Origin of the sequence: Hydrogenophilus thiooxidans, from assembly GCF_019049855.1 — a bacterium.
GTDB classification, from domain to species: domain Bacteria; phylum Pseudomonadota; class Gammaproteobacteria; order Burkholderiales; family Rhodocyclaceae; genus Hydrogenophilus; species Hydrogenophilus thiooxidans.
Genome location: NZ_JAHLSY010000001.1, coordinates 182,419 through 206,564, shown reverse-complemented (window position 1 = coordinate 206,564; position 24,146 = coordinate 182,419). Strand labels below are relative to the sequence as shown.

The 24,146-nt window shown below is 58.0% G+C and carries 15 protein-coding genes, 1 tRNA gene and 1 CRISPR repeat array; of the genes, 5 read left to right on the top strand and 11 right to left on the bottom strand.

Going from position 1 to position 24,146, the window contains the following annotated elements:
- Positions 1 to 63 precede the first annotated feature (63 nt).
- Positions 64 to 4,581: direct repeats of the CRISPR family, unit length 36 nt; unit sequence GTTGGAATCATGCCCTGATTGAGAAGGGATTAAGAC.
- An 813-nt stretch (positions 4,582 to 5,394) separates the two neighbouring features.
- The 4 genes from cas6 to cmr6 are packed head-to-tail and all read right to left on the bottom strand — an operon-like array spanning position 5,395 to position 10,392.
- Positions 5,395 to 6,342: a CRISPR system precrRNA processing endoribonuclease RAMP protein Cas6 gene (cas6, locus tag KUL93_RS00960; protein ID WP_217125255.1), complete on the bottom strand. Its 948-nt coding sequence runs from the start codon at positions 6,340 to 6,342 to the stop codon at positions 5,395 to 5,397.
- Positions 6,339 to 7,547, bottom strand: a complete 1,209-nt coding sequence (csx2, locus tag KUL93_RS00955; RefSeq protein ID WP_217125254.1) for a TIGR02221 family CRISPR-associated protein — start codon at positions 7,545 to 7,547, stop codon at positions 6,339 to 6,341. Before csx2 ends, cas6 begins: the two co-directional genes overlap by 4 nt.
- A gap of 8 nt (positions 7,548 to 7,555) precedes the next feature.
- Positions 7,556 to 9,034 carry a CRISPR-associated protein Csx16 gene (gene csx16, locus KUL93_RS00950; protein ID WP_217125253.1) on the bottom strand — a complete coding sequence of 493 codons (1,479 nt, stop codon included), beginning with the start codon at positions 9,032 to 9,034 and terminating at the stop codon, positions 7,556 to 7,558.
- Positions 9,031 to 10,392 carry a type III-B CRISPR module RAMP protein Cmr6 gene (cmr6, locus tag KUL93_RS00945; RefSeq protein WP_217125252.1) on the bottom strand — a complete coding sequence of 454 codons (1,362 nt, stop codon included), beginning with the start codon at positions 10,390 to 10,392 and terminating at the stop codon, positions 9,031 to 9,033. Before cmr6 ends, csx16 begins: the two co-directional genes overlap by 4 nt.
- Positions 10,393 to 10,444: 52 nt before the next feature.
- Between cmr6 and KUL93_RS00940 the strand changes: the two genes are divergently transcribed.
- Together KUL93_RS00940 and KUL93_RS00935 are read left to right on the top strand one after the other, a co-directional pair.
- Entirely contained in the window at positions 10,445 to 10,663 is a 219-nt protein-coding gene (locus tag KUL93_RS00940) for a CopG family ribbon-helix-helix protein (protein WP_217125251.1), read from the top strand.
- Positions 10,660 to 11,082 carry a putative toxin-antitoxin system toxin component, PIN family gene (locus KUL93_RS00935; RefSeq protein WP_170141258.1) on the top strand — a complete coding sequence of 141 codons (423 nt, stop codon included), beginning with the start codon at positions 10,660 to 10,662 and terminating at the stop codon, positions 11,080 to 11,082. The genes KUL93_RS00940 and KUL93_RS00935 overlap by 4 nt, the downstream gene beginning before the upstream one ends.
- Positions 11,083 to 11,102: 20 nt before the next feature.
- Here KUL93_RS00935 and KUL93_RS00930 read toward each other — a convergent pair whose 3' ends face one another.
- The 7 genes from KUL93_RS00930 to KUL93_RS00900 form a co-directional block, all read right to left on the bottom strand.
- Positions 11,103 to 11,456: a type III-B CRISPR module-associated protein Cmr5 gene (locus KUL93_RS00930; protein WP_217125250.1), complete on the bottom strand. Its 354-nt coding sequence runs from the start codon at positions 11,454 to 11,456 to the stop codon at positions 11,103 to 11,105.
- Between the two features lie 4 nt (positions 11,457 to 11,460).
- Positions 11,461 to 12,390, bottom strand: coding sequence for a type III-B CRISPR module RAMP protein Cmr4 (gene cmr4, locus KUL93_RS00925; protein ID WP_217125249.1), 930 nt, complete (start codon positions 12,388 to 12,390; stop codon positions 11,461 to 11,463).
- A 17-nt stretch (positions 12,391 to 12,407) separates the two neighbouring features.
- Entirely contained in the window at positions 12,408 to 13,556 is a 1,149-nt protein-coding gene (locus tag KUL93_RS00920; RefSeq protein ID WP_217125248.1) for a type III-B CRISPR module-associated Cmr3 family protein, read from the bottom strand.
- A complete protein-coding gene (gene cas10 / locus KUL93_RS00915) occupies positions 13,553 to 16,432 on the bottom strand; it encodes a type III-B CRISPR-associated protein Cas10/Cmr2 (RefSeq protein ID WP_217125247.1) in 2,880 nt (959 codons plus the stop codon). The genes KUL93_RS00920 and cas10 overlap by 4 nt, the downstream gene beginning before the upstream one ends.
- Before the next feature lie 3 nt (positions 16,433 to 16,435).
- Positions 16,436 to 17,785, bottom strand: coding sequence for a hypothetical protein (locus KUL93_RS00910; RefSeq protein WP_217125246.1), 1,350 nt, complete (start codon positions 17,783 to 17,785; stop codon positions 16,436 to 16,438).
- 3 nt (positions 17,786 to 17,788) lie between these two features.
- Positions 17,789 to 18,979, bottom strand: coding sequence for a CRISPR-associated ring nuclease Csm6 (gene csm6, locus KUL93_RS00905; protein WP_217125245.1), 1,191 nt, complete (start codon positions 18,977 to 18,979; stop codon positions 17,789 to 17,791).
- Positions 18,980 to 19,073: 94 nt separating this feature from the next.
- Positions 19,074 to 19,162: transfer RNA gene (locus KUL93_RS00900), tRNA-Leu, on the bottom strand.
- 122 nt (positions 19,163 to 19,284) lie between these two features.
- On the opposite strand from KUL93_RS00900, the gene KUL93_RS00895 reads away from it, so the two are divergent.
- Genes KUL93_RS00895 through KUL93_RS00885 form a run of 3 tightly spaced genes read left to right on the top strand, consistent with a single transcriptional unit; the run spans position 19,285 to position 24,135 of the window.
- Positions 19,285 to 19,962, top strand: coding sequence for a TetR/AcrR family transcriptional regulator (locus KUL93_RS00895; protein ID WP_217125244.1), 678 nt, complete (start codon positions 19,285 to 19,287; stop codon positions 19,960 to 19,962).
- A gap of 24 nt (positions 19,963 to 19,986) precedes the next feature.
- Positions 19,987 to 21,072 carry an efflux RND transporter periplasmic adaptor subunit gene (locus tag KUL93_RS00890; RefSeq protein ID WP_217125243.1) on the top strand — a complete coding sequence of 362 codons (1,086 nt, stop codon included), beginning with the start codon at positions 19,987 to 19,989 and terminating at the stop codon, positions 21,070 to 21,072.
- Positions 21,073 to 24,135, top strand: coding sequence for an efflux RND transporter permease subunit (locus tag KUL93_RS00885; protein WP_217125242.1), 3,063 nt, complete (start codon positions 21,073 to 21,075; stop codon positions 24,133 to 24,135).
- The last annotated feature ends 11 nt before the right edge of the window (positions 24,136 to 24,146 follow it).

Here is a 24,146-nt window from a genome sequence, read left to right as displayed (position 1 = left end):
CATGCCCTGATTGAGAAGGGATTAAGACTGAGATCAACGGGATCAAATTGACTAAGGCGCACGGTTGGAATCATGCCCTGATTGAGAAGGGATTAAGACCGGTCTTGCGTGCGGCAGGTACCAGGTGTGAATGAGTTGGAATCATGCCCTGATTGAGAAGGGATTAAGACGTTGGGATAGGTGCTTGTTTCACTTCGGAAAGTTTCGTTGGAATCATGCCCTGATTGAGAAGGGATTAAGACCCAATCGGCGAGTTTAAGTAGGTGTGCAATTGTGTGTTGGAATCATGCCCTGATTGAGAAGGGATTAAGACTGTAATTTTCGTGCTTTTCATGGTTGCTCCTTTGCGTTGGAATCATGCCCTGATTGAGAAGGGATTAAGACAGCTTGAGTAGGCGTGTAATTGCGTGTTCGGTAGCGGTTGGAATCATGCCCTGATTGAGAAGGGATTAAGACCGAGTTCATTGTGCATTCGTGACCGAAGATGACCAGTTGGAATCATGCCCTGATTGAGAAGGGATTAAGACCTGAGCTCACCGTTAATGTAGTCGTTCCACGCCTGTTGGAATCATGCCCTGATTGAGAAGGGATTAAGACTCACCTTATTCAGATATAATTCACATTGCGATTGTCGTTGGAATCATGCCCTGATTGAGAAGGGATTAAGACCTTCACTTAGTCTTCGAGCTTTACATACTGACCCGTTGGAATCATGCCCTGATTGAGAAGGGATTAAGACTTCGCGCAACCATTCGGGAAAATAGCTGAGCTCAGTTGGAATCATGCCCTGATTGAGAAGGGATTAAGACCGTTCCGATGAAATACATACCTGTAACCATCAGTCGTTGGAATCATGCCCTGATTGAGAAGGGATTAAGACAACCCACCACGAGTAATAACCCATGGGGAGCAAGGGTTGGAATCATGCCCTGATTGAGAAGGGATTAAGACCATTAATGCAACAATGACATCAGAAATGTCATTGTCGTTGGAATCATGCCCTGATTGAGAAGGGATTAAGACACCATTCATCAGTAGCCAACTGCCACCTAGATATACGGTTGGAATCATGCCCTGATTGAGAAGGGATTAAGACCGCGTACTCTGCGACGGGGGATGCCGCTGATTCATCCGTTGGAATCATGCCCTGATTGAGAAGGGATTAAGACCCGACACACCTTTTCTGATTGCTATCATCATATCGGTTGGAATCATGCCCTGATTGAGAAGGGATTAAGACAAAAATATGAGCGAAAAAAGTACATCATCACTTGGTTGGAATCATGCCCTGATTGAGAAGGGATTAAGACGGGAGGTTGTTGAGCAGAGATGAGAGGAAATGCCAGCTAGTTGGAATCATGCCCTGATTGAGAAGGGATTAAGACGCCAGTCGAGTCTGGGCTCATTGAGTTCCTCCAGTTGGAATCATGCCCTGATTGAGAAGGGATTAAGACCCTGCCTCGCCCTCGGAAACCCAAGACTGGCGCGGGTTGTTGGAATCATGCCCTGATTGAGAAGGGATTAAGACAGTGCGAGATGATCGAAAAGCCAGAAGAATGGCGAGTTGGAATCATGCCCTGATTGAGAAGGGATTAAGACGTACAACATACGCGCGAGTTTGCGAGGTGCTGCCGGTTGGAATCATGCCCTGATTGAGAAGGGATTAAGACCAGTCGAGGCGGGGGGTGTTGAGTTCGTCTAGCGTTGGAATCATGCCCTGATTGAGAAGGGATTAAGACCTGCTTTCTCCTTTTGTGGTTGTTCTCCTCACGCCGTTGGAATCATGCCCTGATTGAGAAGGGATTAAGACGACAACCTCTTCCTCGCACCCGATCAAGTCGAACGGGTTGGAATCATGCCCTGATTGAGAAGGGATTAAGACGGAGTTGTGGAAGGTGGGAATGAGGGTAGCGAGTTGGGTTGGAATCATGCCCTGATTGAGAAGGGATTAAGACCGCATCCTTGCATTCCTGCGCGAATGTCATCCCAAAGTTGGAATCATGCCCTGATTGAGAAGGGATTAAGACAAGTTGTCGTACTTGGGGTTGTATAGCCCAAGAAACTGTTGGAATCATGCCCTGATTGAGAAGGGATTAAGACCTTTCACTTATCTTCAAGTTTAACATATGTCGGCGTTGGAATCATGCCCTGATTGAGAAGGGATTAAGACATACCGGGCGCATACGGTTTACCGGGTTCAACCCGAAGTTGGAATCATGCCCTGATTGAGAAGGGATTAAGACCAACGAAATCGTCAATAAGGTTTTCGGCTTTTCTAGTTGGAATCATGCCCTGATTGAGAAGGGATTAAGACTCACCATAGCGGTCAACCCAAAACGACGACGGCGCGTTGGAATCATGCCCTGATTGAGAAGGGATTAAGACACGCGCCATGCTTTCACTACCAGTAACAACTAGCAAAGTTGGAATCATGCCCTGATTGAGAAGGGATTAAGACGGTAATATGTGGGCGTTCTCAACGAACACCACGAGTTGGAATCATGCCCTGATTGAGAAGGGATTAAGACCACCAGGTTACATGGAATCCCCCACCGTTTTCTTGTTGGAATCATGCCCTGATTGAGAAGGGATTAAGACGAGCTTTTGCGCGATGACTTGCCGGTCAATTCCGGGTTGGAATCATGCCCTGATTGAGAAGGGATTAAGACGCCCAGTAGGCGGCGTGTTTGCGCTCTTCGTGACGAAGTTGGAATCATGCCCTGATTGAGAAGGGATTAAGACTCCGATTTCATCGTCGGTTTCCCTGGTGAAACCGAGGTTGGAATCATGCCCTGATTGAGAAGGGATTAAGACGCCGACGAGAGAAGCAACAATCGTTCCACCCAGCCGTTGGAATCATGCCCTGATTGAGAAGGGATTAAGACATTCGTCATTAGCCATGCTAACAACTGATTTTAGGTTGGAATCATGCCCTGATTGAGAAGGGATTAAGACAATACTTTTTCAGTAAGCATGATATCCTCCTAAATGTTGGAATCATGCCCTGATTGAGAAGGGATTAAGACTTGACAAATTGTCAAAGAGCTGATCGATTCGCTTTGTTGGAATCATGCCCTGATTGAGAAGGGATTAAGACGCAAGTTCGGTAGCCTTTTCGGCTGCGACTTTTTGTTGGAATCATGCCCTGATTGAGAAGGGATTAAGACCGTAAGATGCGTTCAATTTTGCTTACCCAAAAAGGTTGGAATCATGCCCTGATTGAGAAGGGATTAAGACTCAAGCAAGAACTTCATGCCTTTCTCCTCTCACGTGTGTTGGAATCATGCCCTGATTGAGAAGGGATTAAGACAATCAGCGGAAGTAAGCATGATACCTCCTCTTCGTTGGAATCATGCCCTGATTGAGAAGGGATTAAGACGGTTTCTTGGCCGCTTCTTGCTGCGCGGGCGCTATGGTTGGAATCATGCCCTGATTGAGAAGGGATTAAGACCGCGGTCGACAGACATAAAAAAGCGCCTGGACGCGGTTGGAATCATGCCCTGATTGAGAAGGGATTAAGACATTCTTGTCCCCAGTCAAAAGCCACGACGGGATTGGGTTGGAATCATGCCCTGATTGAGAAGGGATTAAGACCATTGACAAAAGCGTTTAGGTATATAGCACCTAGTGTTGGAATCATGCCCTGATTGAGAAGGGATTAAGACTGAGGATGGCTGTTGATTATCTTCAGCCATCCGTCGTTGGAATCATGCCCTGATTGAGAAGGGATTAAGACGCACCAGTTCGTCTCAAACGTAACGATTGAGGATTGTTGGAATCATGCCCTGATTGAGAAGGGATTAAGACCTTTCTTTCATTTCAATCCTTTCACTCAATCAAACGTTGGAATCATGCCCTGATTGAGAAGGGATTAAGACTTCGTCTTGCGGCGCACGGTACCGTTCGAACAGTTTGTTGGAATCATGCCCTGATTGAGAAGGGATTAAGACACGAGCTCGCGTCGAGCTCTTGGGTGAGACACTGTTGGAATCATGCCCTGATTGAGAAGGGATTAAGACACGGCAAGTCACTGAACCGCCCCAAGTTCTTGGGTTGGAATCATGCCCTGATTGAGAAGGGATTAAGACAACGAGCTCGCGTCGAGCTCTTGGGTAAGGCACTTGTTGGAATCATGCCCTGATTGAGAAGGGATTAAGACCGTCCTTTGTCACTCTGACTTGGTAGATCATGGCTGTTGGAATCATGCCCTGATTGAGAAGGGATTAAGACTCGAGATGCAGCACGAAGACAAAAGCATCGATCGGTTGGAATCATGCCCTGATTGAGAAGGGATTAAGACGGAAACGATATGCTGAAGTCGATTAAAAAGTCTGGGTTGGAATCATGCCCTGATTTAGAAGGGATTAAGACGTTGTCCTTCGTACGTATCTTCACGCATTTCTGCGTTGGAATCATGCCCTGATTGAGAAGGGATTAAGACTGCCTCCGGAAGAAAAACCTTCGATGCCACCATGTTGGAATCATGCCCTGATTGAGAAGGGATTAAGACTCTTCGAGCAGCAATACATTTCTTTTTGGTAATTCGTTGGAATCATGCCCTGATTGAGAAGGGACTAAGACAGTGGCAAGCGCAATCACCTCTGCGTACGTCGGGTCGGATGGAATTATGCTCTGAAAGAGGAGCGATTAACTAACTTTTTTATTTTTTGATAAAAACAAAGAAAATGCTTATTTGTTTTGGTTGACGAAAAGTGAATTCTGATTTTTTTGCTTGATCAAAAATAAATTGAGGGCATAAAACAAAAAAACACCTGTTTGAACAGGTGTTTTTTTGTTTGGCTGTTTTTTTGTTATGTTTCATTCGAAATTGCGCCAGGGCATTTCTTCTGTATTGCTACCTGTTGAAGCGCTTCGTACTCACCTCTGAGTCTAGCATATTCAGTTTCTTGTTCTTTGGTTCCACCCAGAGCAAACAATGCTGGCCAAAAAAGAATCAGTCCCACGCCTGTGAGAATTTTGTCGTTTTGCGCTGCTTCGTCCAAACGCCCCGCTAGCTGTAAAGCTCGGTTATGTACGCGCTGCATTTCTGCCGTGATCTGTTCACAGTCGAATTGTTGATATTGTAGCGGTGAAACCGATTGAGCTGCAATGTCCTTGGATGCAGTAGCGCATCCAGTTATTTAGCTTGTAGTAAAGATGGCAGCGGTAATGAGCGTTGCAGTTTTTTTCATATTTCCTCCGTTTCTTCCTAAATTTAATGCCGACTGCATCTGTTATTTTGCCCATACGTGATAGCCCTTGTTGATACCACAAGCTTGTGCTAGCGGGCTGTGAACAGGCATGAAGAGGGTTGATGCTTTCTTTTTGCTTTTCTTTTGAACGAGGAGGAAGAATGGAGTTGTGCCTTTATTGGGAATGTGGCTTGTTAGGGAATTACGAATGCGCAAGCGTCAGGTGGTATTTTCCTAGACCAAAGGTGGCTTCTTTACCCACATGAACCCACTGCCCCAAATGAAGGAAAGGAGCAAAAGGGGTGAGGTCGCCCATGAGTTTCCAGGTGCCCACTACGCCGCCTAGCGCCATGTGTTTTTTCTGTCGGGTGGAGTAGCGCGTCCAATCGTGCCAGCGTAATTGGGTTTCGCTGGTGATGAGGTGCGCTTGGTTTGCTAGTGCTTTGAGGTCGAGCACGAATGGTTCGTTTCCGTGGTAGGCGTTGAGCAGAGCAATGCGACGAATTAAAGCGGTAAGGAGTTTGCGTGCGGTGTGCTCTTCCCGAGTAGCTCGTCGACCGTTGGTCTGCAATCGCAGCGGTGTGTGAAACTGCAACGTGACCGTCCCGCGCAGATCGGGTGTTTTCGGAATGGCGGGATCATGCGGTTTGAGTGCCTTGCCCGGTGCTTCGAGCACGATGGTTTCGGTTTCGCCCATATGGATGGCTCGCAAAAGTTCCGCCGTACCGTCACCGCTGCCAACGCCGCGCCGGAACGCTTTGACATAGGCCCACAGGATGAGAGAGAGATGTTCCAGTGCGCGACCAACGAGTACGATATGAAAGGAGAAGCGTTCGCCCGGTATATAACTGCGTTTGCCCATTTGCGGAGGCTCGATCACGTAGGGGCGTGGCACGTGTGTGAAATTCTGCAAAAAGGATGCGCGGCGCTGATGCGGGCGCGTCTCGAAGATTGCTGCATAAGGGCAGGTATCGAGCAGCGGGCAGTTGTCACATACAGGTAAGCGCGTCATGCAGCAGATTGCGCGCAGCGCGCTCCCCCATGCGCCGCGAAGCGTGGAGCCGGCGTAGGCTGGCAGGTGCAAGTCCTTCGTGACTTCGAACTCGAGGCGGTAGCGCGCCACGGGAAGGGCGATGTCTGGAGCGTTCATGGGGTGTTGGTCAGTCGATTCAAGGTTGCTTCAAGCTCACGCGCAAGTTGCTGCGGGTTGCGCAAAAGCTGGGCGTGGCGGGCGTGGCTTGGCGGTGTGCCATGGGCACAGGAATTGCGCACATTTTTGAGCAGCCAAAAAGCTTCCCGTTTCCAGTCCGGAACTGAACCGTCCCGTACTTGTGCCTGAAAATGTTCGTCAGCAGCTTTTCGCTGCGCGTAGTCAAGGGGGTTGCCGGCAGCGGCTTCTACTTCACGGGCAAGAAACGCTTCCAGCCCAAAGATGCTGGCTCTTAGAGCGTCGCCGCGTTTTAGGCTTTGCAGGGCAAGCAGACGGAATTTTTCTGACAAAGCACTTTCGAGACTCCAGCGCAACGCCTTTTGTAGGCGCACCCGGAAGAGTTCTGATGCACCCGAAAGTGGCGTACCAAGCGCCTGCAGGACAGGTTGCAGGCTTTTGGCCGCATCATGTACGTTACTGACCATGAGCAAGCGCCAGGCACGTACGAGCGCATCCGCTGCTGCACGGGGAAAGCCATCTTGAACCAGCAGCGGCGCAAAGCGGGAGAAGTCGCCGCTGGCTTCATAGGCTTCGAATGCCTCGGCCCATTCTTGTAGGTGTGCCAGCCCGTCGAGCGTGACCACGGGTGTGACGCCATTGTGCGTCATGTCGAAGGCGCCGTAGTAGAGTCCTTGTACGGTAACGCCGCGCGCGTGGACAAGATAGCGGGCTGCGGCAAAGCCCAACATCGCCAAGTGGCGAAAACCGTGGGTAAGGTCCAGCACGACGCACTCACTTTGATGGAGATGATCGGCCAGCCGGGTGAGGACTTCCTGCTGTTCGGTGAAAGTGGCACAGGACGGAATGAGCAGACTGGCAACGGGTCGTCCGAGCTGTGCCGCCATCGAAGGCGCAACGTCATCGAGTAGGGACTGGGTGACGCGACTTTCCTTCACGGCATCGAACAGTTCCAGACGGAGTTCATCCGCGGCGTGGTCACCTGCGACGTTTTCCACCAGCAGGTCCCACATGCTCGATTCGGTGCCCAGCAGGATGACGCGCTCGGCTGCAAGATGCGCGGCCAGTGCCAGGCCTAAGTATGCGGTTTCGTGAATGGTGCCGTCCGGCATGCGGTAGCGGGCAGTGCGGTATCCGGTTTTGCTGTCGAGTTGGCTTTTGCCGAGAAAGGAGATCAGGGTGGTCATGATTGCGGTCACTCCTGCGCGATGTGATAGGCCTCTAAGCGGGCACCGTAGCGTTCGAGGTCGTCGGCGGAAAGTTCCAGGCCGCGTGCCTCAGGTGGTAAATCGAGTGATAAGTGGAGATAGCGCGCTTTACGTGCACAGACCTGTGCGGCCAAATGTACGGGCAGGGTGCCGATCACGGTGTCGCCTGCCTGGACCTCATCCGGATCGAGATGCGCCACTTGCCGATCTACCTTCAACCCTTGTCGCGCAGCCCATGCTACCGCACCGGGGTGACGGGAAACGAACCAGATCGTGCCTTCTGAAGTTTCCGGTTTGGTTGCTAGTTGGGCCTGTTCGAAGGTGTCGAGAAAACGTTGCAGTTTTTCCCTGATCGTTTGCGGCGGCAAGGGTTGCTGACGAAACCCTGCGTGTTCGATATCGTTGCGTAGGCCAGCAAGTTCCCGTTCGGTATTGCCCGCCAAACTCATGCGTTTTTCGGCTTTCTCACGTTCTTGCTTGTCGAACGATTGGCCAGGGCAAGTGGCTTGCGATGTGGCATAGACATTCACCCACCCTTCACGCAGTACGATGCCGGTTTCGGCATAGCGGCCAAGGGAGAGATACAGACGGGCAAGGCTGGCCATGAGCGCTTTTCCTTCGTTCCCAGTAAGGTCCGCCCGATCCGGGGTGAGCGGCTTTACCATGGCGCGCATTGCATCGAGCACCCGTGCAACCGGGGGTAGATGCTGGGTGAGGTCGGCCTTGGCTTCGTCGATGGCTTGAAGGAGTTGCGCCGCTTTGGACGGTTTTCGACCATTTGACAGGAGTATCTGTCCGACTCGGACCGTGGTGAGCGATTCACTGAATTCACGAAGTGCCTTGGCGAAATTGTCGAGCTGGGGGCGTGGCCCTTGTTTGGTGCGCGCCCATTCGCGGGCCAGCTTACGCCCGAGTTCTTCGATGTGGGCAGCCAAATTCTCTGCCTGACCAGATTGCAGGAAGATGTGGATGTTTTGGGTGATGTCCAACAGTTCGACGAATGGGGTCAAATCCCAAACAGGTGTTTGGTTGTTTGCGTCACGAGCTTCGAAGGCACCGTAGACGACGCGCACAGATGACGTTTTGTTGCGGATGGTGCGCAAGAACGCGACCACCGCCCCAGCGAAAAACGGCTGAGAACGAAATCCGTGGGTGATATCGAGGAGTGCGGGCTCTTCAGTGTCGAGCAGGTCGGTCAGGATGGAAAAGTTGTCCCACAGCTCATCTGGGGATTGGCCATTCCGGATGCGCTTGAATTGACAGTCAATGGCTGCGTTGGCAAAAGCGTCTGCCAACGCTTGACCATGGGTTTGTTCCGCTCCCTCTGTGGCCAGAATGACGGCGGAAGTGACATTGCTCAGACGTGCCAGCGCTTCAGCAACGAAACGTGATTCGTAGCGCTTGCCTTCCCAATGGTAGCAAACGCTTTCGTATTTGCCAGTACCGAGGAAACTGATGAGCTTCATTCGGCGATACCTTTTAATTCGAAAAAGTTTCCTTGTTTACGCACAGTGACCGATACGTTGGCAAGCTTTTGTTTTTTCTTGAGCCGGTTGCGCCGTTCTTCACCAAGCTGTTCCAGGAATTCTTGTGCCGCTTTTTGTCGCAGAGGAGCGGTTTTCTGGTTTTGGAAGGTTGCCGTTACCTCTTGGGTGTTGGGTTTGTACTCGAGTGTGGCCTGTTCCCAAATTTCGATTGTTTTAGGGGCCACGTTACGGAGCTCTGATTGCTGCGTATTGTTCGTTGCTTCTTCGTCTGGTTTTTTGGTCATCGCACCATAGCCAAGAGCGGTCTTGGCACCAAAGCCGAGCCATTCGTAGGCGTGCTCGAAGGCGGTCTGCAGCAGTTGCTGCCAAAGGGGGCGGCCATCGCTTGTGGCAAGCAGATCCGGTGCGCCGTCGAGTTTGTGTGCCGTCAGGCGCGCGAGGTGCGCCGTGTCGCAAGCCACGTGGAAGGTGAATTGCGAGCCGGGCGGTACGGTGAGAAAGAAAATGGGGTTGGGCTGGCCACTGTCGTGGGGTTCGGCGCTGTCGCCGCTTTTGCGCTCTTTTTTCTGCTGATAGTAATGCGACTGGTGCGGCGTCATGACCTCGACCATGAGGCTGTCGCCAGCAATGAGCGGGATTACGTCCCAGAACGAGAGCGCCCCGCGCACGGCGTTGGAGTCACCCGAAGGCGGTTCGCGGCCAAAGAGCACGTCGAGCACGGAAAGTTGGATGCGCGTCCTTTCTTTGCCGCTTTTCACTTCGATTTCATAACCTGGTTCCAGGCTCCAGCCGCGGGTATCACCCCATAGCCCCTCGGCGAGCTCTTGCGCTGCTCGGCGCACCACCCCTTTGACGCCACTACCCGGCAAGTAGGGAAGGCCATACGGCCAGAGAAAAGAAAAACCATTTTCCAGCGGGTGTTCGTTGCCCAAGCCCGTGACGAAGGGGGCGGTGGCTTTTGCTTCCAGAGAGAATCCGCGCGCCTTTCCACCCAAGGTCTCCTGACGCTGGGCGAGAGCCTGCATGAGTGCTTTATCCGCTTGTGAGAGTTTTTTGATGGCATCCCACGCTTTTCGAGCGGCATGATCGTTTTTTTCCCAGAGGCCGGGAAGCCGCTTTTGTCCGCACAGGTCGGCAATGGTTGCGTCCATGCCTTGCCTGCGTAGCAGTTCTCTCAATTCCTGGCCTTCTCTACTTTGGGCCTCAGCGCGCTTTTTGACTTGTGCTTCCTGGTCTGATCGATCCGTCCAAATTGCAAGGTACATGCCAAAACGCATGCCCGGTGAGGTGTTCTTGAACTCCTGTCCCATATAGGCGGGTACCGCGGCGATCGGCATGAGAGAGCTCCTGTGTTAAGATGTCTTACAGTTGTCCCTGAGGTGATGAACCATGTCCACGACGCTGACCATCCGTCTCGACGAAACGCTCGATCGTGAGCTGACGCGTCTTGCCCAGACGCTACACCGACCGAAGAGCGATCTGGCGCGTGAGTTCATCCGGCGGCAGCTGGCGCTGGCCCAATTTGAGCGCGCACGCACGCTGATCGAACCCGCCGCCGAACAGGCCGGATTCCTCACCGATGAAGACATCTTCCGCGAGGTTTCGTGAGGCTGTTTTTCGATACCAACGTCTGGATCAGTGCCTTTGCCGCCAAGGGCTTGTGTCGGGACCTGGTGCGGCTGGCGCTGGCGTTGCATGGTGGAACACGGGTGACACTCGTAACCAGCGGCTGTGTTGCGGCAGAAACCGCGCGCATTCTGGGCGATAAATTCAACTTGCACGGTGAGTCCGTCGATGCGGCGTTGCAGGTGCTGGCGTTGTGTGAGCAGGCTCAGGATGGAGCGATCTGGCAGCCACCAGAGAACTTCCCCGATGCGGACGATGTGGCGATCATTGCCGCCGCTCTCGCCGCACAGGCGGACTTGTTCATCACCGGCGACAAGGCGCTGCTTGCGCTCGGTGCAGTCGAGGGTATGCCCATCCTTGAGCCCCGCGCCGCCTACTTGCGTCTGCGGGGGTTGGGGTGAAATCGGTCCCATCGCGTGCTTCATTCCCTTGTGTTGCGGGCGCTGGCCATCTGCCGCAGCCACTTGAGCCAGGCGAACGCTTCGGTGGTGACCATCTGGTACTGGCGTGGTCCGGCCAGTAGCAGCATTTCCATGAAAACCTCGAAGCCCGGATCTTTATCCACGCCATTGAACCGACGGTTGAGCCAGTGGCGTAAATCCCGGGCGATCTCTTCGTGTTCGCCCCCTTTTTCGTGGCAAAAGGCGAGTACCTGCATCAGGCCCGAGTTCATGATGAGTGCCGGCATGCTTTTGGCGAAATTGCGGTGTTTGTCGGTATAGCGTGCGGATTTGTTCCAGGCATCCTGCGCGCGCTGTTGTTCGAGTGTAGCCATTCCTTCAGCCCTCCATGACTCTGGCCACGACCAGTCCACGCCCGGTGGTGGCGTCGCCCCCAATCTGCAAATACTTGGTGTGGTTAAGGACGGTGCACACTTGTGTCATCACGGCTTCGGCCTCGAGCTCGTTCCCCTTCCCTGTCCGGGTCTGACTGGCGAGCAGGGGTGCGATCATGAGACTTTCTGGCGGCAGGTTTTCGGTAAAGAACAGTCCGCCGTCGTCAGCCGTTCCGGTAGCGTCGTTGATGCGGACATGGGGTTCCACGAGCGTTGCGTGTTCGCAGAAATAGGCAAAATCGGTGTCGGAGAGTACCACCAGGTCGCTTTTGAGCTTGTTGCGGAAGTGATCGTATCCGTTGCCTGCGAGCAAGGCGTTTTCCGCGAGCCACGTCGCGATCGTTTTCACTGTTTCGTCATTGCCATCGGTTGCGGTGTATTCGAATGCTTCCAGGTGCAGTTTTTTGTCCGAGAGCAGTTCGGTGTTGGCGATTAAACACTGCCCTTCGGCAATAGCAGGTAGCGCTGGCCAAGAGGGGGTTACGCCAATCAAACTGAGCAGCCTGCGCGCCCGTTCGATTGCAGTTGGGCAGGTGGCATAGACGAAACCGCCTTTGAGCGAACGGATCGGGAAGAGCACGAGCTGTGCGTCACCCACGCTTACCGCACCGGCGTGCAGATCCTTGTTCGATTCTGGCCCAAAAATGGCGTCCAAGTGCGCTTGGAGTTTGCTTTTTTCACCGTCTGGGACAGCTTTGCAGAGCGATTCCCAGGCGTGCCGCAGCGCCCCTTTGATACCGGAACCGGCAAAACAGGGATGGTTGGTGTGGCGCTCGCGCTGGATGGGGTTGTCGATGACGCCGATGGCTTGGCCCGCGCCCATGTGCACGGGGCTGACGGCGTAAAGAAAAAGGGCAGCGTGTTTTTGGAACATGCGATTTCTCCCCCGGATCAGTAAAGGGCCCAAACGAATCGGTTGAATCCTTCCGAACGTCGCGGATCGCGATCATACGCCTCGTCCGTCCACAACCCGCGCGCTGCAAGCTTGCGCAGCGCTTCGGGCGTGGCTTCCAGATCCTCGATCCAGTAGACGCTGCCGGCCGGCGCGGCGCGCTGCGCGGTCTTGGGCTGCCAGCGCGCGAGATCGAAGCCGGACACCACCTGTGTGCGCGGCACCGCCGCGCAAACGATGCGCCCGCGCACGCCATCGAGCTCGAAAGGAGCGCTCTGGATGGGATCCGGCTCCCCGGCCCCGGTGGGCAACCAGCCGCGCGCGAAGATACCGGGGCTGGTGAGCAGAAGCCGCGCGCGGCCCGCTTGGGCAATCGCCTCGTAATCGGGTTCGGGCCAGTCCACGCGTTCGGGCTCGGGCGCAAGGCGCGCCCCACGGCCGTCGCCACCAAAGCGCAGGATCCCTTCCGGCACGTCCGCGCCGAGCACACGCACGGCGAACCCCACGCCAGGCTCGAGGTGGATGGCTTGCAGGGAAAAGAGCTTGTGGTCTTCGGCGCGCCGCTTGTGTGCATCGAGCCCCACGCCGACGCGGGCTTCCAGTTTCCACAGGGCGCCGCTTTCGACGAGGTGCTCACCGGGTTCGATGGCGCGGCCCGCCATCCAGGCGCGCAGGCCGTCGGCGGTAAGCCACACTCCGCCCACCGGCTTGCTGCGCTCCGGCCCCTCGGCCAGCACGGGCCAGAGCGGGAGCGCCGCGCTGCCCCTGAGCGCCGCGTTGACCCGGATGGGCCGCAGGTGGGCAACCGTCCGCTCGCCTTTCCTGTCCTGCACGACGAGATCGGCAGGCAACGGGTAGAGCGGTTCGATGCGTCCGTCGGACTTGCGGCGCGCGAGCTGGAAGGCGGCTAGGGTGAAGGCGCCCGGCTGGTCTGGGGAACCGACCTGCGGGTCACGCACTGCTCCTTTGGCAAAGGCAGCGAGATCAACGCCGCGGTGGACAAGCAGGTGTGAGCGCAGGGCGCCGGCGGCGACCGACGGCGGGGGCGGCATCGACGCTTCGCCCCAACTGCCAGGATCGCCAAAGAGCTTGTTGCCGCGCAGGCTCAGCACATCGAGCGCTTCGATGAAGGCGTCAGTCGGCGTCATGTTTCCTCCCTGTTGCGATCATGCCGCGCCTCCCGTGCCAGGAATTCGGCAGCGAGCATGAAATTGGCGAGCCAGGCAAGCGGTGTGACTTTGCCGAGGTGCCGGGTGGTGTCGAAAGCCAGGTCCACCAACCGCGGCACCAGCTCCGCGACCTGCTCCTTGGCTCCGGCCGAATCGCACTGCCGCTGCATCTGGTAGGCAAGCAGGGCCTTGACCATGTCGGGCTGGTCCGGCGGCACATCGTCGAGCCAGTCCACCAGGTGATAGGCGGCGCGGCGGGAGACGTCCTTGCGCGCGAGCAGCCCGCGCAGCGCGTTGAAAAGGCGCAGCGGCTCGCCCCAGCGGGCGGTAACGTAGAGCGCGCCGCCGCCGCGTTTGAGGATGGTAAGGCTCCAGGCATCCTTGCCGGGCAGTTTCTTGGCCCGCTTCTCCGCGTCCCGGAGTTCGCGCAGCACGGCGCCAAGCGGCGCCTGGTGATGGGCGATGACGAGCCCGGCGGAGGCCGTCGCCCGTTTCCCCATCAGCCGCAGCACCCTGCCGCCAAACTGCGCCCACCCGTTGCCGAGGCGCTGCAATCTGAACGTGTCGGCCTCCGTGCCGCCCATGACGGTCAGATCCTGGCCGGAATAGGCCGCGCGCAGGGCCGCTGCCGCAGGCAGAAGGTCGGCGCTGGCGAGCATGGCCAGCACGTCGTCGCCGCCGGCGTAGATCACGCGGCCGAGGTAGGCGCGCTCGACGATCTCCGGCACGAGGTGCAGCGCGAACTGGTTGAGCGCTTCAGAAATCGCCATGTGCCAGGCGGGGTTGGGGGCGCGGGGTTCGTTAGCGTATTCCGCGAACTTCGGGTCGCCCCCGAATCGAGTGGCGAGCCGCTCTCGCAGGGTGGGATGAAAGCTGGTCTTGATCGGGAGGGTCTTGCCGGCACCGGCGGAAAGCCACGCGCCCATCTCGTCGCCGTCCATGAGCAGCAGCCCGTAGTAGGTGTCGGGCTTTGCGCCCAGAATGCGGGCGAGGCGCTCGCGCGCCGCTTCGCCCGCACCCTTCTTGTCGCTTTGCATCTGCTGTTCGAGCCAGCCGGGCACGCCGCGCCAGGCCTGCGCCCCCTCCTTTTCACGCAGCTTGATGGCCAGACGCCGCGGCAGCGCGACGCGCTCGCCCTCGGTCATGTCGGGGTCCGGCGCTTTGATGGTTTTTGCTTTGCGGGTTTCGTCGATGGCGCGCTCGATCGCAGAGGCGAGCGCCAGGGTGTGGGTGGAGACGACGAAGCGGTCGATGCCGTCGGGCTTGATCAGCTCGCGCACCTCCTCGATGTAGAGCGTGGGCCACAAGCGCTTGAGCATCGGCAGCGCCGAGAGATGCTCGCCCGCCTTGACCCAACCGGGCCGCCTGTTGCTCACCTTAGCCCAGAGGGTGTCGGTCTGCTGACGGTAGGAGGTTTGAAGCTGGTTGGCGTCGGTGGTGATCCACTCGCCTTCGCCGGTGAGCGCACAGCGCCAGCCTTTTTCCTCGGTCTGGACGAAGCGGCGGGTGGCTTTGACCGCTGCGAGCGCCCGCTCCAAAAGTTCGTGCAGCGCGGGATAGAGCGCGCCGGGGTTGGGGCGGTAGAACCAGCCCTGTTCGAGTTGCAAGCCATGGGAGAGGAGCTGCCAGGCGCGGCTAGCGAGCCAGCCCGGTTTGTCGTCGCCTGTGAAGAACGGCTGCATCGCTTCGGCGAGTTTTTCGTCGGAGGCGAGCACGCGGCCTTTTTCATCTTTTTTGCCGCAAGCGAGCGACCAGGGGACGGCCGCCCAGTGCACCTCGGGGAATCCGCTGAGCTGCCGCTCGATCTGCCTGTAGCCGTAGAGGTCCGGCTGATCCGGGATCCCTGCAACGTCGAGCAGGCGCTGAAAAGCGGCTTTGGCCTTCTCCAGCGCATAGGCGCGCACGGCCTTCTCGATGCTTGCTGCGATTTCGGCCGCGCGGGATGCGGGCACCAACGCGGTGAAGCGGTTGGGAAGCGCCGCAGCAAAGAGTGGGTTGGCGTCGCTGCCGCGCGTGCGCCATTCACAGGCGTCAAAGCGCTCAGCCGGCAGGCCGCAGTCACGCACGAGCCACACGTCCACCTGCGGCACGCCGCGCAGGCGCGGAAAGAGGATGGCCTCGGGGCCCAGCGCCTCGCAGATCACGCGCATCGCCTCCCAGGAAAGCCGCGCCAGCAGATGGGACCCGGCCCAGAGGTCGGAGGTAGAGCGCGCCGCAGCGATGAAGTCCTGCACCGGGCCGATGGAAACGGCAAGCAGCGCCGGCTCTTCCCTGGGGTCGGCGGCGAGCGCGCCGGCAAAGGCCGAAGCGAGGTCCAGGTGGTCGTGGATGGTGTGGTCCGGCACCCGGCTGTCGGCAGGAAGCAGCTTCCAGACTTCGGCGAGATCGCCTGCAAGTTCTGGGGTGAAGCGCCATAGGGCCAGCGCGCTGCGGCGGTAATCTAGCCCGCCTTGTGCATCGCGTTGCAGGAGTTCGCGCTGATGGTCCGTGCCCAGGGCCTGGGCCGCGGCGGCGCTCACGTCGTCGGCAAACGGTTGCAGCCGGTGCGCCTGGCCGGTGAGGGGATGGATCAGCACCGGGTCATCCACGAACACCACCTGCTGCCAGGCCGGGTGGCGCCCGTCGCCTTCATGCTTCGGGAAGGCGGCGCGGTCAGCGGCCGAGGCCCAGTGGTCGGCCTGTTCGGCAAGGCGTTTGATTTCCTCCGGCACGCCTTGCGGAAAAACTTCGCCAAGCAGCGCGGCCACCGTGCCGCCCTCATGGCCCTCGCGGGTGCGCAGCAGCACGAGCGCCTTCTCAGGGGGATCATGGAGGCGCGCGGCGAGTTTGGCTTGCCAGATGCGGTCTTTGTTCATAGTTCACTCCGGGATTCGTTGCAAACGGACGGAAGCAAGTTGCTGTTTTTGCTTTTCCAGGGCAGCGCGGTCCGCGTCTTTGCAGAACTGGCGCTTGTGGGGTTCTCCGGTCAGCGTGTCGAGGAACTGATGCACGCAGCGCCAGACCCTTTCGATCGCCGCGCGGTCGGGGTTGAATGCAGGCGGCGGCAGGTGCGGCATGTGGAAGATCACGCCCACAAGCTTGCCGCTTGCCGTTTGGCGCACCTTGAAGCGGAGCTGGTTGGGAAGGCGTAGATTCAGTTGGACTGTTTTGTTGTTGATTTTTTCTTTATCCCATGGTGCAACTGAATGATGAGTCACGGGGTAGGCGAGCCAGTGGCGATCTTGGGGCTTGCCATGATCGATTCCTGTAGGCTGCCCTCTCTTGTTGTAGACCTGCCTGTCGCCCGCATTCTGGTCCAGAAACAACCTAAACTGCGTTCGCAGGCCGACCTTGACGATTGCCAGTGTGCGCATGAGCGACTTCCAGTCTGCATGGGTTTCGGTCTGCCAGATGAGGGGGCCTTTTTCGTCTTTGCCGATCGCGTGGGGCCAATCCAGATTCAGGCAATCGCGCCAAGGGCGAACCGGCAGGGCCTCACCCCCTTCCCCTCTCCCCGGGGGAGAGGGAAGCAGGTGGTACGACCCCCACCCGTTGCGGGCGCGGCCGCCCAGGGTGCCGAAGCGGTCCATGAGCCAAAGGGCGTAGATGAGCCTCTGAGTGATTTTCTCCGGGTAGATGTTCGGTGCTTTTTGAGCCCTAAGAAGATTCTGCAAGTCGTCGGGAAAGGCCTCTGGCCAAGCCATGGAAAGGATCGCCGCATCACCTGCCTGGATAGCCGCGTTTTTCTTGAGAGTCGTTGCATAATCTGTTTTGCCGGCTTGCAACGTGACTTTTTCCACTTCCAGAGGGCCATAGCCCAAATACAAAGCGGGTCCAATAAACTTGTCAACATTGGGATGAAAGATTTTCCAGCCTTGGGCTGTCTCAGGTTTGTCTTTACCCCACTCCTTTTGCCACTCGTTTGCGTTCAATTTTCCTTCGTTCCACTGATCCAAGCGGATCCGGACCAGACTCTTGCTAAAAGTGGATACCTCGTGGTTACTACTTTTGTCTTTGTGAGATAGCCACGCGTTGCCAAACAACAACCCCTCCTCGCGCCGCATCTCGGTCACATTGACGCGAAAGCCATTGTCGGCGGCATACGCCACCCGCCACCAGTGGCGCAGTTCGTGCTTGATGGGTGGGGTACGCCAGCGGGCGTTCTGGTTGGCGTCGCCCAGGAAGGCCGGGGTGGTGAAAGTAAGGGTGTAGGTAGCGGTGTGCATCATCTTCTATTCCTCGCTCGATGGTGCAAGAGTAGCGCAATGGTTCGGAGTGATCGGGTGTTCACAAGCTTGTGGTTGGTGGTGGTTCTGCTTCGCTATTTCGATTTGTTGGGGGTCAAGGGGTAGCCCATTCATGCTGCCGGGTGGGATCTGATAGCGCTTTGCCGCGTGCGGGCCAAGCGCTTGTGCAATGGCGGTGTTGATACGCGATTTGTGCGGTTGAAAATATTCCGCGATGAGTTTTCCGTCGTTGCGGTAGCGGAACGCCTCTTCGATTCGTTGATATTCGGTGCTCAGCGGGTGAAAGAGTGCTTTGGCGATATTTAGGTATTCGTCGCGCGCCTCCGTCGTCTTCCACTCGATTGGCGGATCGCCATTGCGGGCGCGCTTTGCAAGCCAATAGAGAACGGCAAATTCGGTAGGTGTCAAATCGAGCGCGAGATCGTCCGCCCACGCGGTCCGTTTTTCAGGATCCAAGACCAGTCGAGGCGGTTGCTGCGCCCGCTCTGCCGCTGCAACCACTTCGCTCATCGTCGCTTCACCGGTGAGCAGGCGGGGCGGTAGGCCGTCACGCAGCCGGACAAAGGGAATTTCGGCAAGGGTGACGGCAGCATCTCGGCAGTCCACCAGTTTGCCGTCCCGCGTCTGGATGATCCGTTCGTAGGGGGTGGGATAGAAGAAGTCCCAAGTTGACTCGAAGGGTTCTGAGACCAGGACGTGCGAAAGGCGGTCTTGCGGTCGGCCGTAGAGCGAAAGGGCATACCCTAGGTAGTAGCCCATGGTTTTGCGGCCGCCGGCAATCGAGACGTGAAGGGCGCTATCTGGGTCGGCAGTGAGGAGACGGACCCAAGCAAGGATCTGGTCTGCCGCTAGCTGGTTCTCTTCCGGCGTTCGGATATCTTCCAGGGGTTGTCCGGATGGGTGGGTGAGCACGTGAAGACTGCGTTCGTCGAAATCGATGGGGGGGAGCGCATGGTCTTGGCAGAAGCGCCGGAACCAACCGGGGTCTTGGGAAAAGAGTGCGAATTTAGCCCGTTTGGCCCCCTCGAGGGTGGTGATGAGGTGGATTTCGGTAGGTACGAAGGGCTGCGGCTGATGGATCAGCGCGTAAAGGGTTTCGGTGACGATCTGCGGCGTGAGGCCGCTTACTGCCAGCAAGATGCGTCGCGAATGGGCGTGGGGTGCTTCGCTAGGCACCAGGGACCCCCCTGTTTGATGGACCGTAGTTATTTTCGTTGGCGGATCACGACAGGGAGATTACCACAAGCTTGTGGAGAGTTAGTGGGGCGCATGGTGCCGGGGAGGGGACTCGAACCCCCAAGGCTTTTGATCGCCGGCGGATTTTAAGTCCGCTGTGTTTACCGATTTCACCACCCCGGCATCGAGCACTGCAATTATACGCAAACCTAGCAGGGCTCGAACGAATGGCCTTTGCGTTGTCTTGTTATTTCACCGGCTTTGTGGTGAAATTATGACTTATTGGTCATTAGCAGATTGCAAGCATGGAAGCGGTAAAGAACGAACTCGAGGCGACGCCACCTAAGCGGCGCCGGCGGCGGAAAGCGGCGCGGCCGCAGGAGTTGTTGGAAGCGGCGATGGCGCTTTTCATCGAGCGAGGGTATGCGGCAACGCGCTTAGAAGATGTCGCTGCCCGCGCCGGGGTAGTGAAGGGAACGATCTATCTTTACTACGCCGACAAATTGGCTCTTTTTACGGCTGTGGTGGAACAGGTGATCGCGCCGCTCATAGGGGAAGACGAACGGTGGCTCACCGAAGGGGTGCCCGGTGACGCGGCGCCATTTGATCGCTTGTGGTTGCTGCTCAAACGGTGGGGTGAGCGCATTTTTCATACGCCGCTGGGGGGGCTGGCCAAGCTGGTGATGGCGGAAGCGAGCAATTTTCCGGAAATGGCCACCGTTTACCACGATCGGGTGATTCATCCCGCGATGGCGTTGGTGGAACGGGTGATCATCGACGGTCAGAAGCGGGGCGATTTTCCGGTGACGTTGCAGCCGAAAGCCACGGCGCGGTTGGTCGTGGCGCCGCTTTTGCAGCGTTCGTTGTGGCTTTCTTCATTTGCGGTGGTCTGTTCCGAAGCCTCCGAAGCGCTGGATGAGGAGATCTTCTGGGCCAACTATCGGTTGCTGCTCAGGGACGGTTTGTTGCACCGCGCAGAGTGATCGGGTTCTTTGGAGCGCACGACGATGACCACGAAATGGGTGATGGTAGGACGCCGATGGGTGCTGGGGGTAGCGCTGATCTTGGGCGTTGCCTCGGCTCAAGGTGCTGAAACGGGTGTGCAAACGGAGCCGCTTGCGCTTCCCATCGCAACGGTGCGGGCGGTTGCGGCGCCAGCGCGCACGTTTGCGGCAACAGTACGCGCGCGGCACGAGGTGGGTGTGGCGTTTCAGGTTAGTGGCCGACTGCTTACCCGCACGGTGGAAGCAGGGGCTTCGGTCACAAAAGGGGCGGTGCTGGCGCGGCTCGACACGCGCGATCTCGAAGCGGCGTTGGACGCGGCGAAGGCACAGGCGCAACAGGCAAAAGCGCAGTGGCGGTTGGCGCAGAATGAGCGCAAGCGCGTTGCCGCGCTTTTTGCGAAGGGGTTCGTGGGCGAGCAGCAGTTGGATCGCGCCAAAGCAAGTGAACAGGCCGCTTTCGAAGCTGTGCAGGCAGCCGAAGCACAGGTGCGCAGCGCCCAGTTGTTGGTGGCCCACGCCGAACTCAAAGCGCCGCAAGACGGGGTGGTGTTGTCGTGGTTGGCCGAACCGGGACAAGTGGTGGCCGCGGGGCAGCTGGTGGTGCAGATGGCGCTGGGGGCGGAGCGGGAACTGGAGGTAGCACTGCCGGAATCGCTTGCACACGATGCCCCCAAGGAAGGGGTGGCGGAATCGCCTTCCGGCGCGCGGTTTGCCGTGGTTTGGCGTGAGCAGGATGGGGCGCTCGATCCCCTTTCGCGGACCGTGCGGGCGCGTTATCGCTTCACAGCGTTCCCCCTGAAAGAGACCGCGTTGGTTCTGGGATCCGTCTGGCGGCTAACATTGCCGTTTGCGCAAGCGGACGCGCAACGGCTGTGGCAGGTACCGGCTGCGGCGCTCGATGAACGGGGCAGTGGCGCACGGGTCTGGCGCGTGGCACCGGGGGGGCAAGTGACGCCCGTTCCGGTGACGGTGGTCTATTACGGGCAGCACGATGCGGTGGTGGCGGGCCCGCTCGACGAAGGACAGCGGATCGTTGCCGGAGGGGCCCACCGCCTGGTACCGGGGCTTACCGTGGTGGAGGCGCGCTAGATGGCTTTTCCCAATCTGTCGTCACTTGCGGTGCGCGAACGCGCCGTGACCCTTTTTTTCTTGATTTTGGCGCTGGCGGGGGGCATATTCGCGTTTTTGCAATTGGGGCGTGCCGAAGACCCAGCTTTCACGGTACGGGTCTTGATGGTTTCCGCGGTGTGGCCGGGGGCGAGTGCCGAGGCGGTTGAAGCGCAGATCACGAAACGGTTGGAAAAGCGCTTGCAAGAGGTGCCCAACCTCTACCGGCTGGATGCGACGGTTCGTCCCGGGCGAACCGATATCAAAGTGGAGTTCCACGATTACGTGCCGGAACGCGAACTGCCGCAGCTCTTTTACGAGGTGCGTAAGCGCATGTGGGACGAGGCGCGGTCGATGCCCGCGGGAGCGATCGGGCCGATCGTAAACGACGACTTTTCCGACGTCTATTTTGCGCTCCTTGCGCTCACGGGGCCTACCAAGACCCACCGCGAGTTGGTGGCAATCGGCGAGGAGATTCGTGACCGGTTGCAGCTGTTGCCGGGGGTACATAAGGCGCAATTGTTGGGGGAGCGACCGCAGACAGTCTATCTGGAATTCGATTGGCCGCGGTTGCAGCGCTTGGGCGTTTCGCCGTTGCAGGTGATGCAGGCGATCGAGGCCTACAACGAGATGGCTCCTGCCGGGTTCATCGAAACCGACGCGGCGCGGCTCTACGTGCGGTTGCCTGCGGCGGATCTGGCGGAACTCGATCGTTTGGAAACGTTGCCGTTGCGGATCGGTTCGCGCGTGCTGCCGCTCGGGGAGGTTGCGCGCGTCCATTTGCAGGAGGAGGAGCCACCCAGCTATCTGGTCCGCTCTCGGGGCGACGATGCGTTGTTGCTCGGGGTGGTGATGCAGCGCGGCGAAAATGGCTTGGCGTTGGGGAAGCGGCTCGAAGCGTTCTTGGCCGATGCGCAAAAGCGGCTTCCTGCGGGGGTGCATCTGGAGGTGCTCACCAACCAGGCCGAGGCGATTTCGGCTGCGGTCGACCGTTTCCAGGTGAAGTTTTTCATGGCTGTGGCGGTGGTGACGGTCGTGACCCTGTTGGCGCTGGGGTGGCGCGCGGGGGTGGTGACCGCGATCGCGATTCCGCTGACACTGGGTATCGTCTTCCTGATCATGCTCGCGCGTGGGATCAGTCTGGACCGCGTTTCGCTGGGTGCGTTGATCCTGGCGTTGGGGCTGTTGGTGGATGATGCGATCATCGTGATCGAGATGATGGTGGTCAAGCTTGAGGAGGGGTGGGATCGGGCCCACGCGGCAACCCACGCGTGGCACGCCACCGCAGCGCCGATGCTCTTCGGTACGTTGGTGACGGCGGCGGGTTTTTTGCCGATCGGCTTTGCCAAATCGGGCGTGGGGGAGTACGCAGGCAACATCTTCTGGGTGATGGCGTACGCGTTGGTGACCTCGTGGTTCGTCGCGGTGCTTTTCACGCCTTATTTGGGGTTCAAGCTGCTGCCCCATTACCACAAGGTCGAGGGGGGTATCGATGCGATTTATGGCACCCCCGCCTATCAGCGGTTGCGATGGCTCATCAGCGCGTGCGTGCGCTACCGTAAGAGCGTGGTGGCGGTGACGCTGGCGTTGCTGGTCGCGGCAGGAGTCGGCATGGCGAAAGCGGTGCCGAAGCAGTTTTTCCCGAGCTCCGACCGTCCCGAAGTGCTGATCGACATTCAGATGCCGGCAGGAACGAGCATTGTGACAACCGACGCACTCACCCGGCGTATCGAAGCAATGCTCGAGCCGATGCCCGAGGTGAAGTCGATGATGGCGCATGTGGGGCGGGGTGCCCCGCGCTTCTTCATTTCCGCAAGTCCCGAGCCGCCCGATACGGCGTTTGCGAAAATCGTGGTGGTGACGCACGACGTTGCGGCGCGGGAACGGGTGATCGCTGCGGTGCAGCAGGCGGTGGATCGTGGCGATTTTGCCGAAGCGCGGGTGCGGGTGCATCGTTTGCTCTACGGGCCGCCCGTGCCGTGGCCGCTCGAGTTTCGGGTGATGGGGCCCGATCTCAACGAAGTGCGCCGGATCGCGCACGAGGTGCGCGCGGTGGTGGCGCAACACCCGAACGTGGTCGACCCCCACCTCAATTACGACGAACGAACCCCTGTGCTGCAGCTGACTTTTCTGCCCGAGCGGTTGGCAAGTTACGGGTTGACGCCGCTCGAGGTCAAACAGCAGTTGCATTTTGCGCTCACGGGCGTTCCGCTGACCGAATTGCGGCGCGGCGACCGCACTGTGGCGCTGATTGCCCGAGGCGGAGACGCCTGGTTGCGCGATCCGGCTGCGTTGGCCACAGTTGAAGTGCGCAATACTGCCGGGGCACGGATTCCGTTGCAAGCCGTGGCGGAAATTGCCGTTTCTTACGAGGATCAGGTGATCAAACGGTATAACCGTGAGCGCTACATTACCGTTCAGGGGGAAGTGCATGGGGCGCAACCACCGGACGTCACCAAAGCGCTTTGGCAAGCGCTCGAACCGCTTCGGGAGGCGTTGCCGCCTGGGTACCATCTGGAGATTGGCGGAACGGTCGAGGCCTCTGGTAAGGCCGATGCGTCGATCCAGAAATTGCAACCGATCATGGTAGCGGTGACGCTCATTTTCATCATGTTGCAGATGCGCGAATTCGCCGGTACTTTCATGACCGTGGCCACCGCGCCGTTGGGGTTGACCGGCGCCACCGTGGCGCTTTTGCTCACGCAACGACCGTTTGGCTTCGTCGCGCTCTTGGGGCTCATCGGTTTGGGCGGGATTCTGATGCGCAATACGCTGATCCTGACCCAGCAGGTTCGTGACTTTCAAGAGCAAGGGTGGTCACCCAGAGAGGCGGTGATCGAAGCGGCGGTGCGGCGGGCGCGGCCGGTTGTACTCACCGCGTTGGCAGCCGCTTTGGCGTTCCTGCCGCTTGCTACCGATACCTTCTGGGGGCCGTTGGCGATCGTGCTGATCGGCGGCGTGGTGGTGGGAACGGCGATCACGCTCCTTTTCGTGCCGGCGCTCTACGCGATCTGGTATCGGTTGCCGAAAACGGTCGGGGTATAATCTTCATCAAG

Bases quoted from the DNA above. Each gene is read 5' to 3' on its own strand.
- cas6 (WP_217125255.1), bottom strand. From the start codon at position 6,342: ATGAACGCTCCAGACATCGCCCTTCCCGTGGCGCGCTACCGCCTCGAG.
- csx2 (WP_217125254.1), bottom strand. From the start codon at position 7,547: ATGACCACCCTGATCTCCTTTCTCGGCAAAAGCCAACTCGACAGCAAA.
- csx16 (WP_217125253.1), bottom strand. From the start codon at position 9,034: ATGAAGCTCATCAGTTTCCTCGGTACTGGCAAATACGAAAGCGTTTGC.
- cmr6 (WP_217125252.1), bottom strand. From the start codon at position 10,392: ATGCCGATCGCCGCGGTACCCGCCTATATGGGACAGGAGTTCAAGAAC.
- KUL93_RS00940 (WP_217125251.1), top strand. From the start codon at position 10,445: ATGTCCACGACGCTGACCATCCGTCTCGACGAAACGCTCGATCGTGAG.
- KUL93_RS00930 (WP_217125250.1), bottom strand. From the start codon at position 11,456: ATGGCTACACTCGAACAACAGCGCGCGCAGGATGCCTGGAACAAATCC.
- cmr4 (WP_217125249.1), bottom strand. From the start codon at position 12,390: ATGTTCCAAAAACACGCTGCCCTTTTTCTTTACGCCGTCAGCCCCGTG.
- KUL93_RS00920 (WP_217125248.1), bottom strand. From the start codon at position 13,556: ATGACGCCGACTGACGCCTTCATCGAAGCGCTCGATGTGCTGAGCCTG.
- cas10 (WP_217125247.1), bottom strand. From the start codon at position 16,432: ATGAACAAAGACCGCATCTGGCAAGCCAAACTCGCCGCGCGCCTCCAT.
- KUL93_RS00910 (WP_217125246.1), bottom strand. From the start codon at position 17,785: ATGATGCACACCGCTACCTACACCCTTACTTTCACCACCCCGGCCTTC.
- KUL93_RS00895 (WP_217125244.1), top strand. From the start codon at position 19,285: ATGGAAGCGGTAAAGAACGAACTCGAGGCGACGCCACCTAAGCGGCGC.
- KUL93_RS00890 (WP_217125243.1), top strand. From the start codon at position 19,987: ATGACCACGAAATGGGTGATGGTAGGACGCCGATGGGTGCTGGGGGTA.
- KUL93_RS00885 (WP_217125242.1), top strand. From the start codon at position 21,073: ATGGCTTTTCCCAATCTGTCGTCACTTGCGGTGCGCGAACGCGCCGTG.